Annotated in this window: 10 protein-coding genes and 1 tRNA gene; 6 read left to right on the top strand and 5 right to left on the bottom strand. The window is 34.3% G+C overall.

Annotated features, from left to right (window positions below; all coding sequences use genetic code 11):
- Nucleotides 1-167: 167 nt before the first annotated feature.
- Nucleotides 168-2822, bottom strand: a complete 2655-nt coding sequence (locus WFZ86_RS13025) for a beta-1,3-glucanase family protein (protein WP_342692325.1) — start codon at nt 2820-2822, stop codon at nt 168-170.
- A 335-nt stretch (nt 2823-3157) separates the two neighbouring features.
- Between WFZ86_RS13025 and WFZ86_RS13020 the strand changes: the two genes are divergently transcribed.
- Complete coding sequence (locus WFZ86_RS13020) at nt 3158-5491, top strand: ATP-dependent helicase (protein WP_342692324.1); 2334 nt, start codon at nt 3158-3160, stop codon at nt 5489-5491.
- A gap of 97 nt (nt 5492-5588) precedes the next feature.
- Nucleotides 5589-6209, top strand: a complete 621-nt coding sequence (locus WFZ86_RS13015) for an L-threonylcarbamoyladenylate synthase (RefSeq protein WP_342692323.1) — start codon at nt 5589-5591, stop codon at nt 6207-6209.
- 140 nt (nt 6210-6349) lie between these two features.
- On the opposite strand, the gene WFZ86_RS13010 is transcribed toward WFZ86_RS13015, so the two are convergent.
- From WFZ86_RS13010 to WFZ86_RS13000, 3 genes are all read right to left on the bottom strand, one after another.
- Nucleotides 6350-7183 (bottom strand): OmpA/MotB family protein, encoded by an 834-nt coding sequence (locus WFZ86_RS13010; protein WP_342692322.1) that lies wholly within the window; start codon nt 7181-7183, stop codon nt 6350-6352.
- Nucleotides 7184-7249: 66 nt separating this feature from the next.
- Nucleotides 7250-8242: a glycosyltransferase family 2 protein gene (locus WFZ86_RS13005; protein WP_342692321.1), complete on the bottom strand. Its 993-nt coding sequence runs from the start codon at nt 8240-8242 to the stop codon at nt 7250-7252.
- A gap of 8 nt (nt 8243-8250) precedes the next feature.
- A complete protein-coding gene (locus tag WFZ86_RS13000) occupies nt 8251-8715 on the bottom strand; it encodes a type I restriction enzyme HsdR N-terminal domain-containing protein (protein WP_342692320.1) in 465 nt (154 codons plus the stop codon).
- A 92-nt stretch (nt 8716-8807) separates the two neighbouring features.
- Between WFZ86_RS13000 and holA the strand changes: the two genes are divergently transcribed.
- The 3 genes from holA (at nt 8808) to ettA (ending at nt 11926) form a co-directional block, all read left to right on the top strand.
- Nucleotides 8808-9812, top strand: coding sequence for a DNA polymerase III subunit delta (gene holA / locus WFZ86_RS12995; RefSeq protein WP_342692319.1), 1005 nt, complete (start codon nt 8808-8810; stop codon nt 9810-9812).
- 95 nt (nt 9813-9907) lie between these two features.
- On the top strand, nt 9908-10090 hold the full coding sequence (locus tag WFZ86_RS12990) for a CAL67264 family membrane protein (RefSeq protein WP_315175325.1): 183 nt from the start codon (nt 9908-9910) through the stop codon (nt 10088-10090).
- 141 nt (nt 10091-10231) lie between these two features.
- The gene (ettA, locus tag WFZ86_RS12985) at nt 10232-11926 is read left to right on the top strand and encodes an energy-dependent translational throttle protein EttA (protein ID WP_342692318.1); all 1695 of its coding nucleotides are present in this window, start codon (nt 10232-10234) and stop codon (nt 11924-11926) included.
- Between the two features lie 250 nt (nt 11927-12176).
- Here the strand turns inward: ettA and WFZ86_RS12980 are convergent, their stop codons facing one another.
- Complete coding sequence (locus tag WFZ86_RS12980; RefSeq protein WP_342692317.1) at nt 12177-13961, bottom strand: ABC transporter ATP-binding protein; 1785 nt, start codon at nt 13959-13961, stop codon at nt 12177-12179.
- A 184-nt stretch (nt 13962-14145) separates the two neighbouring features.
- On the opposite strand from WFZ86_RS12980, the gene WFZ86_RS12975 reads away from it, so the two are divergent.
- Nucleotides 14146-14223, top strand: a tRNA-Val gene (locus WFZ86_RS12975).
- Nucleotides 14224-14402 lie beyond the last annotated feature (179 nt).

Below are 14402 nucleotides of genomic sequence, written 5' to 3'. Positions count from 1 at the left end.
TCTACTTAACTATTATGGTTTTGCTTTTTAATACAATTATGACCATCCATTACAAACATGATTTGTAAAACAATTAATTGCCCAATAAATAAATCATTTTTTGCTCAGGATCAATGCAATTTGATCCCTATTTGTAATGAATGTAAGGGATGGTCATGAATTTTATTTTATTCTTTTAGGAATTTTATTACTTGTTTGGTTCCGTCATTCTTTTGGATAGTGATAAAATACAATCCAGCAGTAAAGTTGGAAACATCAATACTATTGTTTACAAGTTTTTGATTTACCATAACATTTCCTGAAGAAGAAATCACAGTTAAATTAGCGTCTGTCAAATCCGTTTTAAAATAAAGTATATCTTTTGTAGGATTTGGGTAAACTGTAATTGCTATTTCTTTTTGATTTTCTTTTTCTTCAGATGTTTTAGTAGTCACCAGCTGAGTAATTTTAAACCAGTTGAGGTTTACTCCTGAATTTTGTATGTAAATTCCAAAGTTGTAAGTACCTGCGTTTACAGTTACTGTCTGCGAAATGGTTTGCCATTTTTGCCAACCTCCTGTGTTTGGAATGGTCACACTTCCTAATACGATCGAACCAGCATTTAAATCTGACGATATTTTTGCTCCATTTACGGCGCTTGCCACTCGATATTCAATTAAATAAGAACCCGTTGTTGGGAAATTTATATTATTGTAAGCCATCCAATCTCCAGTATCTGTATAGCCTACATTAAGACCTCCATCGGTATCCGTAGTAGCTTCGGTTTGTATACCATTCATGCTCGAAAACGATTCTGCTTGCACCAATACTGAAGGTGTAGCAACGTATGGAATCAATTTCCATTGACCACTAGTTTGATTTGCACTTTCCCATTGTTGAATATTACCACCATTTGCAGTGCTAAAAGCGGAGACTTCGACTAATTTACCGCTGTGACCTGCAATAATTTTGTAATAACCATCTCCAGTAGGAACTAAGATAAATTTTTGATTGGTGGTTCCTCCATAGGCATATTGTTCAACATTGGCACCATTAGCTTTGTCAAAGGCTTTTACATCCATTGATAAACCACTATGTTTAGCAATAATTTTGTATGTTCCATTTCCTAAATGAGTAAAGACAAATTTTTGATGGTCTCCATTGTTGAGAGTGGCTTGGGCAATATTTGCATTATTTGAAGTACTAGCAGCTGTTACTTCCATATATAAACCACTATGTCTGTTTTGTAAATAATAAGTAGTATTGCCCAAAGTATCTGTTCCGTTGGAAATAATTCGTATCGATTTTACTTTGTCATTCCAAGTGGAGTTTAGACAAGTGTTGTTTGCATTTATCAATGTAGAACTACCCGCAAAATTATCTTCTTGAAAAAGAATTGCTTGAAAGCCTTCAGTTACTCGTATTGAGGATATTACATTTTCATCAATCCCCAGCGTTTTTAATGCCGCCAAATTGTATTCACCCAATGATAATCCACCAGAAAAACCAGCGTAATTACAATCCTTATACACCGTTATCACATCTGTAGTGGAAGGAATTGCTGGAGCTGAATTAGCATAGCCACCAAAACTCGCTATAACTTTTGTTGGTTTTGGAGAATGTAGTGATGGGGATTGATCGGCTACATCATCATATGCAAAACCATAAGATAAATTGTCTACACTGATGCCAGGTAAATGCCAAAATTTCGCATAATGATTCGTTGGATTGCTTTGGTAGAATTTAGTAGCATCATACCAATTTTGTTGCCCAGGGTTTGGTGTAGTTACATTTACCATATGTCGATTTATGGCAGCGGTCAATTGTGCTTGTATGACAAGATCTAAATCACCATCATTTATTCTCCTGTCCAAAACACCTTTTCCTTCAAGTGCTTCTTGTGTTGAAGGTCTATTTTGTACTCTTCCAGTTCGACCTACAAATCCTCCTGATTGTCCAACCATTACGAGCTGTTCGCCAATGATTCGTCCTTTAAAGACTCCTGCGTCACCAGCATAGAATATCAAATCCTCATTTTTATATTTGTTCCAAATAGCATCTATGTATGATTTTAAATAATTGGCTTGTGGACCAACAGTAGTTCCTCCAGTTCCGTCAGCAAATGCGGGTGTTTTTGATGGTGCAGTAATTTCTCCCGTGCTATTGTTTACACAACCCTGAAATTCGGCTGGGACATTGTTTTTAAACGAAGTAATTATGTCCTCGTGTTTTAATAGTTCTCCAACACGTTTTTGATAACCATTTGCACCAAACAATTCTAGTCCCATGGGATATTTATATGAATCAACTCTTGATGGATTACCAAAGAAACCAAATTGGTTGTTTGTTACTTCTATTATCTCATATAAAATTCCTTGATTGGGATCGGTTGCATTCAAAGGATTTGGTGAGGTATATCCTTTAATAGGTCCTGATGCTCCAAAAAAATAAAAATACAATTGTGACCCTTTTGAAATAAAAATACGACAACCAGCAATTTGTGGTAAAGTAAAAGTCTTGTTTGGGATTTCACTCAACTTCACAAAACAATTGGCATACTTCGAGTTTAATCCAGGTCCAGTGTTTCCTCCAATTGTTGGTCCAACCACTGTGTTATAGGAAGGATTCATTGGGAGTACTTGACTAGTTTTTGCATTTACCCAAACATAATTACCAGTAGTATAATCTTCTCCGACAATCGCTACATACAACTCGTTGTCATTAAATGTAGACGTGTTTTGAATGGTAAAAGGGATGGAGCCTTGGCCGTAAAGTAAGCCAGAGAAAAAAATAAACAACGCAGAAATGACGGGATATAGATCCCGTACGGTAGTTTTTTTCATAAACATTTTTTAATAGGTTTGTTAAAATTAGATTTAGGGGGCAATTAATTTAATATGAAAGATAGGCTTTTTATTATTAATTGTGTTTGATTTAGAGTTATTTTTTGATATTCAATGGATGGTGTTTTTTTGATCAAACTACAAATCCACTCTATTCTTTATTTCAAATGCACTATTCACTACTATTTCTATTAAAATTTTTTACTATTTCACTTATGGTTTATTATAATGAATATGACAATCAAAAGCATTTCTTTTTAATTTCGTAAATTAGAAACAGGCATTCGGAATTCCTACTTAAATCCTTATTTTTGCCTACCTTTAATAAAAACAACATGCACCAATATATCGATCAGCTCAACGAAGCACAACGAGAACCCGTACTTCAAAAAGATGGACCAATGATTATTATCGCTGGTGCAGGCTCAGGAAAAACAAGGGTTCTTACTATTCGTATTGCTTATTTGATGCATCAAGGCATTGATGCTTTCAATATTTTATCCTTAACTTTTACCAATAAAGCCGCGAGGGAGATGAAAAATCGTATTTCCCAAATTGTTGGTTCTGGGGAAGCTAAGAATTTATGGATGGGAACGTTTCATTCTGTTTTTGCTCGAATTTTAAGAGCTGAGTCGGATCATTTGGGTTACCCTTCCAACTTTACGATTTATGATTCTCAAGATTCAGCCCGATTGATTTCGTCAATTATCAAAGAAATGCAATTGGATCGTGACATATACAAACCCAAACAGGTTTTGAGTCGTATTTCGAGTTATAAAAATAGTTTGATTACAGTTAAAGCGTATTTCAATAATCCTGAATTGATAGAGGCCGATGCTATGGCTAAAAAACCACGTTTGGGAGAAATATATCAGCAATATGTAGAACGATGTTTCAAAGCTGGTGCTATGGATTTCGATGATTTATTGCTAAAAACCAATGAGTTGTTGACTCGATTTCCAGAAATTTTGGCCAAATATCAAAATCGCTTTCGATACATTCTAGTTGATGAGTATCAAGATACTAATCATTCTCAGTATTTAATTGTTCGAGCACTTTCAGATCGTTTTCAAAATATATGCGTGGTTGGTGATGATGCACAGAGTATTTATGCTTTTCGAGGTGCTAATATTAACAATATTTTGAATTTTCAAAAAGATTACGAAGGAGTAAAAACATTTCGTTTGGAACAAAATTATCGTTCTACCCGAAATATTGTAGAGGCTGCTAACACTATTATTGATAAAAATAAAACCAAGTTGGACAAAGTGGTTTGGACAGCCAATGACTTTGGTCCAAAAATAAAAGTACACCGCAGTTTAACCGATGCAGAAGAAGGTCGATTTGTAGCGAGTACTATTTTTGAGCAAAAAATGCAAAATCAGTTGCATAATGGTGCTTTTGCTATTTTGTATAGAACCAATGCGCAATCTAGAGCCATGGAAGATGCTTTGAGAAAAAGAGATATTCCGTATCGTATTTACGGTGGATTATCTTTTTATCAAAGGAAAGAAATCAAAGATGTCTTGTGTTATTTACGCTTAGTAATTAATCCTAAAGATGAAGAAGCCTTGATTCGTGTCATTAATTATCCGGCAAGAGGGATAGGGGATACTACTATCGAAAAATTGACTATTGCTGCGAATCACTATAAGCGTTCGATTTGGGAAGTCATGCAGAATGTAGATAAAATTGATTTGAAATTAAACTCGGGTACAAAACAAAAATTAGCCGATTTTGTGACCATGATTCAGAGTTTTCAAGTCATTAATGAAAATCAAGATGCTTTTTACATTACAGATCATGTGGCGAAAAAAACAGGCTTGGTTCAAGAATTGAAAAAAGATGCTACTCCAGAAGGAATGGCAAAAATTCAGAATATTGAAGAACTCTTGAACGGTATTAAAGATTTTACTGAAGGACAGAAAGAAATTGATGGTGCTCGAGGAGCGTTATCAGAATTCATGGAAGATGTAGCCTTAGCCACCGACCTAGATAAAGATACCAGCGATGAAGATCGTGTAGCTTTAATGACGATTCACTTAGCAAAAGGATTGGAGTTTCCTCATGTTTTCGTAGTAGGAATGGAAGAAGATCTGTTCCCATCAGCCATGAGTATGAGTACTCGAAGTGAATTAGAAGAAGAGCGAAGATTGTTTTATGTTGCTTTAACTCGTGCGGAGCATCAAGCCTATTTGACCTATGCGCAATCTCGTTACCGATGGGGAAAATTAACTGATAGCGAACCGTCTAGATTTATTGAAGAAATAGAAGGACAGTATCTGGAATATTTAACTCCCGCAGAAAGCAATTATCGCTATAAACCTCAAATAGACAGTGATATTTTTGGTGATGTAGATAAGTCAAAATTAAGATTAGCAAAACCAGTTGCTGGGACTCCTCCTAAGTATATTACTAATAATGAACCAAAACCTGAAGCTGTTATTCGTAAGTTAAAGCCAATGGGAAATACTAGTTCCTCAGGAAGTACCAATTTATTTGACAATCAATTAGTAGTAGGAAATGTAGTGATGCATGAACGCTTTGGAAAGGGACAAATCCTTAATTTAGAAGGGGTAGGAGCCGATAAAAAAGCAGAAATTAAGTTTGAAGTTGGAGGAATTAAAAAATTATTATTGCGTTTTGCAAAATTGGAAGTTATTGGTTAAAACAGTATAAGTTTCGAGGGATTTGTACTTTTTTTACTTATTAAATCTGTAACTTACTGGTGTAAATTCGATTTTTCAAATAAAAACATAATCCGAGATGGCACAATTTATTAAAATATACGAAGATAAACCCAGTGAAGCTGCTATTGCTAAAGTGGTCAAGGTTTTAAAAGATGGAGGATTAGTCATTTATCCAACCGATACGGTGTATGGTTTGGGGTGTGATATTACCAATTCTAGGGCGTTAGAAAAGATTGCGAAAATCAAAGGGATCAAATTAGAAAAAGCCAATTGGTCCTTTATTTGTCATGACTTAAGTAATCTTTCAGATTATGTTCGACAAATTGATACGGCTACTTTTAAAATTTTAAAAAGAGCATTGCCAGGGCCATATACCTTTATTTTACCCGGAAACAATAATCTCCCTAAAGAATTCAAGAAAAAAACAACTGTGGGAATCAGGATACCGGATAATTCTATTATTTTGGAAATGGTTCGTCAACTTGGGAATCCCATAGTTTCTACTTCTATTCGTGATGAGGATGATGTAATTGAGTATACCACAGATCCTGAATTGATTTTTGAAAAATGGCAGAATTTAGTAGATGTTGTGATTGATGGTGGATATGGCGATAATATTGGATCAACTATTGTTGATTTATCAGATTATGAGCCAGTTGTTGTAAGGGAAGGTAAAGGTAGTTTAGATATTTTATAAAAAACATTCTTTTTTTTTATAAAATCAAATTTTAAAAGAGGTAGTATGATTAATATGATGACAGGTCGAAAGACCAGTCTTTTTTGTATAAAAAAAGCGCCTTTTAAAGACGCTTTAAAAATTTTGATAAAGAATTGAATTTACTGTTGTTGTTTCTTCATTTCTTTTTCGATCATATCGTAGAATTGGTCAATTTTTGGCAATACTACAATTCGAGTTCTTCTGTTTTTAGAACGATTTTCTGGTGTATCATTTTCTACCAATGGTATATATGAACTTCTACCAGCTGCTATTAATTGAGCAGGTTTAACACCCAAATCATTTGTTAATACTCGAATAATAGAAGTAGAACGTTTTACACTTAAATCCCAGTTGTCTAACAATACTCCGTTACTTCTGTAAGGAACATTATCGGTGTGACCTTCTACCATACATTCAAAATCAGGTTTGTCATTCACTACTTTGGCAACTTTAGCTAAAACGGCTTTAGCTTTATCAGTTACTTCGTAGCTACCACTTTTAAATAATAACTTATCAGCAATAGATATAAAAACAACTCCTTTTTCTACATTAATTTCAATATCTGGATCAGAGATACCTACAGAACTTTTAAGACTAGTTACTAAAGCAAGAGTAACACTATCCTTTTTGGTTAAAGCGTCTTGCATTCTACTAATCTTTAAATCTTTTTCTTTGATTGTTTCTAAGGCTTTTTCAATGTTTTCAGCTCCTTTTGTGGTAAGAACTGTCATATCTTTTGAAGTGTTTATCAATAATTGATTTTTCTCTTTTAATCCTTCAACAGTTGCTGCTAAACCAGCCTTTTCTTCTAAGCAAGAGTTCAATTTTACTGTAGCAGTATTCAATAAATCTTGGGTTTCTTTGTTTTTAGCCTCCAAATCAGCATATTTCTTTTTGGAAACACAGGAAGTAAGCAAAGTTAAAACGGACAAAACAATTACTATTTTTCTCATAATCTTTATTTTAATGATGTTTTACAAAGTTAAATCTTAATATGGATACCTAGGTATAAAATATTGTTAAACTAGCTTTTCAAAAATGGTGCCACTCTTAACAAAATAAGTAAATACGATGCTTTTTACTTTGTAATATGACTCTTTTTGAAAATCACTTCTCTTTTTAAAATGCTTGTTAAAATTCTGATAAAAAGCTAAATGTGCTTTCAAAATAGCTAAAAAATGTTTGGGTTTGCCTTTTGTTAAAAATTGTATTCCTGCTACACCATCAAGTATCATTCTGATGAATAGACGACGAAACAAAACCGATTTTGGTAGGTTTTTAGTTAGCATAAACAAGGAATTTCGGAAATTCAATTCGGTTTTTTTAGGGTTTCCTTGTTGTAATGTAGCTCCTCCTACATGATAGACAACTGAATTAGGGACATATTTTATAACATGACCTAAATTAATAGCTCTCCAGCACAAGTCGATTTCTTCCTGATGGGCAAAAAAATCTGCATCAAATCCTTTTAAATCATGATAAACTGTAGCTTTGATAAAAAAACAAGCACCCGAAGCCCAAAAGATTTCGATACTATCATCATATTGGCTGTTATCTTTTTCAATGGTATCAAAGATGCGTCCTCTACAAAAAGGATAACCATATTTATCGATGAATCCACCTGCGGCACCTGCATATTCAAAGTATTCTTTATTTTTAAAGTCTACTATTTTGGGTTGAATTATTACTGTATTGAGCTCGTTTTCAAAAGTTGTTATGATTGGTTGAAGCCAATTTTCTGTGACTTCTATATCTGAATTTACTAAAGCATATACATCAGCATCTACTTGTTGTAAAGCCTCGTTGTACCCCCCAGCAAATCCATAATTAGCTTTATTGATAATGATTTTAACTGAAGGAAAATTTGCTTTTATATAGACCACAGAATCGTCTGTTGAGGCATTATCAGCTACATAAATCGTTGCTTCAGGTGAATATTGAATAATAGTTGGAAGAAATTGTTCTAAAAGATTTTTACCATTCCAATTCAGTATAACTACGGCTAGTTTCATTGGTGTATTTAAGAAGTTTGTTGAGATATAGGACCATATTCCGGGATTGATCGAAGGAATTCGTATTTTTCATTTTCGAAATCCATTGTACAATAATAATGGTTTAAGCCATTGGTCACCATCAAATATTTGGATTGCAATGTCATATTATATTGTGCAATTTGATCAAAAGTAGCTTGGCTGATAGAAATATGTGGTGCTTTACACTCTATTAATGCAAAAATAGCTCCATTAGGATTAAAAATTACAATATCATAGCGCTTTCGTAAACCATTAACATGTAGCACCTTTTCTACATTTATTAAGGATTTTGGGTATTTTTTTTCTTTCATTAAAAATTGAACTACATGCTGACGTACCCATTCCTCAGGAGTGAGGATGATAAATTTTTTCCGAATTTCATCAAAAATAGACACTTTATTTTCGCTATTTTTGAATCGAAAAGAGTAAGAAGGAAAATTAAGTTCTTGCATATTGCAAAAATATAAAATTGTTTTAGGTTTTGAGTTTAAAGTTTCATGTTGTTGAAACAAGACCAGAAATTAGAAACTCCAATAAAATTAGAATGGACGAAGTAATTAAGATTGTAAACGATATAAAAGCAGGTACTATTAAACCTATTTATTTTTTGATGGGTGAAGAACCTTATTATATTGATAAATTATCTGATTATATTGAGGAAACAATTTTAACCGAAGAGGAAAAAGGATTCAATCAAACCGTTTTGTACGGTCGTGATGTTTCTATAGATGATATTGTAAGCACCGCCAAACGTTATCCAATGATGGCCGAACGTCAAGTAGTGATTGTAAAAGAAGCTCAAGAACTTTCGAGAACCATAGATAAATTAGAAACCTATGCTGAAAATCCAATGCCAACAACCGTTTTGGTGTTTTGCTACAAGTACAAAACGTTGGATAAACGAAAAAAAGTGACCAAAGTTTTGGCTAAAAATGGTTTGGTTTACGAGAGCAAAAAATTGTATGAAAATCAAGTTGGAGATTGGATCAAAAGAGTATTGGCAGGAAAAAAATACACTATCGAACCCAAAGCCTCAGCAATGTTAGTCGAATTTTTGGGAACTGATTTGAGCCGAATCAACAATGAATTAGAAAAGCTCAAGATAATTTTACCCCCAGGAAGTAGCATTACAGCTCATCATATTGAAGAAAATATTGGTTTTAGTAAAGATTTTAATGTTTTTGAATTGCGAAAAGCCATTGGAGAACGCAATCAATTAAAAGCGTATACTATTGCTGAGAATTTTGCTCAAAACCCAAAAGATAATCCTTTGGTCATGACTACAGGATTGGTTTTTAGTTTTTTTGTGCAATTGCTAAAATATCACGGGTTGAAAGATAAAAATCCAAAAAATGTTGCCACAGTGTTGGGTGTTAATCCTTATTTCTTAAAAGACTATGATGTGGCTGTTAAAAATTATCCGATGAGGAAAGTTAGCCAAATTGTTGGTGCTTTGCGAGATATCGACGTCAAGAGTAAAGGAGTAGGAGTTAATGCGCTTTCGAATGGAGATTTGTTGAAAGAAATGTTGTTTCATATCTTTAACTAAAGCCTTAATTAGGATTTATACTTTGATTTTCTAAAATAATTTTATAAAAAATAACGATATTTGCAATTCCGAAAAAAATTAAAAAATACCACGATATGGGAATGAATAAAAATACCATCTTGGGATGGGCGGCATTTATAATGGGTTTGATGGGATTATTATTAATTGGCCTTGGTGCTTTTCGCTACAGAGATGTATCTGGATGGGGATTTGCAGCAGTTGGAATAGGTTTTTTAGCCAACGCTTGGGTTTTTAGCTCGTTAAAGGGGCGAGTATAGATTTTTCTTGATTGTTTATAGTCGATTGTAAGAGCAAAATCTAGCTAAAGCATTATTTATGAATTACCAATAAAATATCTAAAATTCAAATTATAAACAACAAACCATTAACGACAAACAGTAAACAAATAAACTAAAAATATGTCAGACGATAAGAAGGTCATTTTCTCGATGCAGAAATTGAGCAAAACCTATCAAGGTGCGGATAAACCGGTATTAAAAAACATCTATTTGAGTTTCTTTTATGGAGCCAAAATTGGTATTTTGGGTCTTAATGGCTCTGGTAAATCTTCTCTTTTAAAAATTATTGCTGGAGTTGATAAAAATTATCAAGGGGATGTTGTTTTTCAACCTGGCTATACGGTTGGTTATTTAGAGCAAGAACCAATTTTAGATGATTCCAAAACAGTAATCGAAATTGTTCGTGAAGGAGTTGCAGAAACTATGGCAGTTCTTGAAGAATACAACCAAATCAATGACTTGTTTGGTCTTGAAGAAAACTATTCTGATCCAGACAAAATGGACAAGTTAATGGATCGTCAAGCGGCCTTACAAGACAAAATTGATGCTTTAGGCGCTTGGGAAATCGATACCAAATTAGAGATAGCGATGGATGCTTTGCGTACTCCAGAAGGTGATACACCAATTAAAAACCTTTCGGGTGGAGAGCGTCGTCGTGTAGCTTTATGTCGTTTGTTATTGCAACAACCTGACGTATTACTTTTAGATGAGCCAACCAACCACTTAGATGCTGAATCGGTATTGTGGTTAGAGCAACATTTGGCACAATATGCTGGAACCGTAATTGCCGTGACACACGACCGTTATTTCTTGGATAATGTTGCAGGTTGGATTTTAGAATTAGATCGTGGAGAAGGAATTCCTTGGAAAGGTAATTATTCTTCTTGGCTAGACCAAAAATCGAATCGTATGGCTCAAGAAGAAAAAGTGGCTTCTAAACGTAGAAAGACTTTAGAACGTGAGTTGGACTGGGTGCGTCAAGGTGCTAAAGGGCGTCAAACGAAACAAAAAGCGCGTTTACAGAACTACGACAAACTTTTGAATGAAGACCAAAAACAATTAGACGAAAAACTAGAGATCTACATTCCAAATGGTCCTCGTTTGGGTACGAATGTAATCGAAGCTAAAAATGTTGCCAAAGCCTTTGGAGAAAAACTATTATACGATAATCTGAACTTTACGTTGCCACAAGCCGGAATTGTTGGAATTATCGGGCCGAATGGAGCTGGTAAATCGACTATTTTCAAAATGATTATGGGCGAACAACAAACCGATAGCGGAGAATTTTCTGTGGGAGAAACCGTAAAAATCGCTTACGTTGATCAATCGCATTCAAATATAGATCCCAACAAATCCATTTGGGAAAATTTTGCCGATGGGCAAGAATTGATTATGATGGGTGGGAAGCAAGTGAATTCCAGAGCTTATTTGTCACGTTTCAACTTTGGAGGAGGCGAGCAAAACAAGAAAGTATCGATGCTTTCTGGTGGAGAACGCAACCGTTTACACTTAGCGATGACCTTGAAAGAAGAAGGTAATGTATTACTTTTAGATGAGCCTACGAATGATTTGGACGTAAATACGTTACGTGCACTTGAAGAAGGTTTAGAGAATTTTGCAGGTTGTGCGGTAGTGATTTCTCACGACAGATGGTTCTTGGATAGAATTTGTACACACATTCTAGCTTTCGAAGGCGATTCAGAAGTGTATTTCTTCGAAGGAAGTTTCTCTGAATACGAAGAAAACAAAAAGAAACGTTTAGGTGGTGATTTAACCCCAAAACGTTTGAAATACAGAAAATTGATAAGAGGATAAAAAAGCAAAAATTATTTTCAATCCACTATTTACTATAACAAGTAGGTAGTGGATTCTTTTTTGGAGCTGATCCTGCTGTACGCTATATCTTTATTTTACGGCTGCCCTCAAAAAAAAGGGCAGCCGTAAAATAAAGGATGCCGCTCCCATCAGGGCTAGGTAGTTGTTTTCAAAACAAATCAGCTAATAACATTTGTTAATTTGCAGTGAAATTTTTAATCAAAATAAAAGCCTTTTTTGATGTGATTTTTTAAAAATCGCTAAACTGCAGGTTGCTTAAATTTTTATAAATACCATTTTCTATAGCAATCAGTTCTTGATGGGTTCCTTTTTCAGTAATTTGTCCTTGATCTAAAACCAAAATTTGGTCAGCACTACGAATCGTTGATAAACGGTGCGCAATAATGATGCTTGTTCTTCCTTCCATTAAAATCTCTAGAGCTTCTTGGACTAATTTTTCACTTTCGCTATCCAATGAGGAAGTGGCTTCATCCAAAATCAAAATACTTGGGTTTTTGAGTAATGCTCTCGCAATAGCAATTCGCTGTCTTTGACCTCCAGAAAGTTTAATTCCTCTTTCTCCGACCACAGTTTCAAATTGTTCTGGGAAACCTTGAATGAATTGTAGCGCGTTGGCTTGTTTAGCGGCCAATATAATTTCTTCTTCGGTAGCATTGGGTTTACCGTAAGCAATATTTTCTTTAATAGTTCCACCAAACAAAATCACATCTTGAGGAACAATGCTCATATTACCACGTAAGGCTTCTAAATCATATTCCAACATATTTTTATTGTCAATGGTAATACTACCTCCTGTAGTGTCATAAAAGCGCAATAACAAAGAGGCAATAGTAGATTTTCCAGCGCCACTTGGTCCAACAATAGCAATTTTTTGACCTGATAAGGCGGTGAAACTTACTTCTTTTAAGACTTGAATTTCTTTACGAGAAGGGTAGGTGAAGGCAACATTTTCAAATGATACATCTCCTTTTATCTTTGGGAAATTTTGAATTTCTGTACTATTGATTTTTTCAGGAATTTCTTCTAATAATTCAAAAACACGTTCTGTTGCACCAATGGCTTTTTGCATTTGTGCATACAATTCGGCTATACCACCAGAGGAAGCACCAACATAACTTGAATAAAGAATAAAGGTGAATAATTCACCCACAGTAATCTCACCAGCAATGCTTAATTGTACACCATACCAAACTACTGCTACTATTGTTCCGAACAAACAAACAATAATAAAAGAAGCAAAATAACCACGTAATTGTCCACCTTTTATAGCCACTTTTACGACTTCTCTAATTTTTGTAGTGTAGCGTTCAATTTCATACCATTCGTTGGCAAAGGCTTTTACTATGCTAATGCCTTGCATTGTTTCTTCAACTACAACTTGGCTTTCGGCTACTTGATCTTGAACTTTTTTGGAATATTTACGAATAAATCTACCGAAAAACACTGCTGCAACACCAACCAACGGAACAACAGAAATCATCATTATGGTTAACTTAATATTGATACTAGCCAACATCACAAAACTTCCTATAATTAGAATGAATTGTCGCAAAAACTCGGCAATAGTGGTTGTTAAAGTATCTTGGATTTGACTGATGTCGTTACTGATTCGGCTGTTCAATTCGCCCACACGTTTTTGAGAGAAAAAAGACATTGGTAATTTGACTAAATTCGTATACAACGCTAATCTCACATTAGCTAAAGTATTTTCTGTAAAATTCACGAAAAGCGAAAGTCTAAAAAATGAAAAAACAGATTGTAAAATTAGTACTAATCCTAATCCCAAAGCTATTTGGTTAGCCAACCCGCTATCTTTTTTATTAACACAGTCCACGAGCATCCCCATAAATTTAGGAAAAGCTAGTGCTGTTATGCTAGTTAGTAATAGAAATAATAATCCTAAATAGAATTTCCAGGTATTTTTGCCCGCATATCTGAAAATAATTTTGGCTTTGTTTATTGAAGAGGCCGTGATTTTAGCTTTTGGTAAATCGTTTTCTTTAAATCTTCCCATTGGTTTTTATTTATGTTTCAAATGTACCATTCTGAAAATGGAATTCAAAAAAATAATGAACTAAGTGTGTAAAACTAAAATGCTGTGCGTGAGGATTTAATTAAAATAGGTGTAATTTTTTTTATTTTTTTTCAAAAAAAGTCTTGCAAATACGAATTCTAGCTGTATATTTGCAAACGCAATAGGGCGATTAGCTCAGCTGGTTCAGAGCACCTCGTTTACACCGAGGGGGTCGGGGGTTCGAACCCCTCATCGCCCACCAAAAAAAACTCCTTAAGAAATTAAGGAGTTTTTTTATTTTTTGTCTAGTCCTGAAATAGAAGGATCAAGGATTCAAGTCCAAAAGTTGGGGATTACGCAAAAAGATTTGATAATATGAAGCCTACAGAAAACTTACGGATTGTGCGTATATTGTTGATTCGAAAAACAAAATTGAGTTTT

It is taken from the genome of Flavobacterium polysaccharolyticum (genome assembly GCF_038739875.1).
Taxonomy (GTDB): Bacteria; Bacteroidota; Bacteroidia; order Flavobacteriales; family Flavobacteriaceae; genus Flavobacterium; species Flavobacterium polysaccharolyticum.
This window is presented reverse-complemented; position numbering and strand designations above follow the sequence as displayed.

Excerpts from the sequence above, each read along its gene's own strand:
- WFZ86_RS12980 (WP_342692317.1), bottom strand. The coding sequence starts at position 13,961 with ATGGGAAGATTTAAAGAAAACGATTTACCAAAAGCTAAAATCACGGCC.
- WFZ86_RS12990 (WP_315175325.1), top strand. The coding sequence starts at position 9,908 with ATGGGAATGAATAAAAATACCATCTTGGGATGGGCGGCATTTATAATG.
- holA (WP_342692319.1), top strand. The coding sequence starts at position 8,808 with ATGGACGAAGTAATTAAGATTGTAAACGATATAAAAGCAGGTACTATT.
- WFZ86_RS13015 (WP_342692323.1), top strand. The coding sequence starts at position 5,589 with ATGGCACAATTTATTAAAATATACGAAGATAAACCCAGTGAAGCTGCT.
- WFZ86_RS13020 (WP_342692324.1), top strand. The coding sequence starts at position 3,158 with ATGCACCAATATATCGATCAGCTCAACGAAGCACAACGAGAACCCGTA.
- WFZ86_RS13005 (WP_342692321.1), bottom strand. The coding sequence starts at position 8,242 with ATGAAACTAGCCGTAGTTATACTGAATTGGAATGGTAAAAATCTTTTA.
- WFZ86_RS13000 (WP_342692320.1), bottom strand. The coding sequence starts at position 8,715 with ATGCAAGAACTTAATTTTCCTTCTTACTCTTTTCGATTCAAAAATAGC.
- WFZ86_RS13025 (WP_342692325.1), bottom strand. The coding sequence starts at position 2,822 with ATGAAAAAAACTACCGTACGGGATCTATATCCCGTCATTTCTGCGTTG.
- ettA (WP_342692318.1), top strand. The coding sequence starts at position 10,232 with ATGTCAGACGATAAGAAGGTCATTTTCTCGATGCAGAAATTGAGCAAA.
- WFZ86_RS13010 (WP_342692322.1), bottom strand. The coding sequence starts at position 7,183 with ATGAGAAAAATAGTAATTGTTTTGTCCGTTTTAACTTTGCTTACTTCC.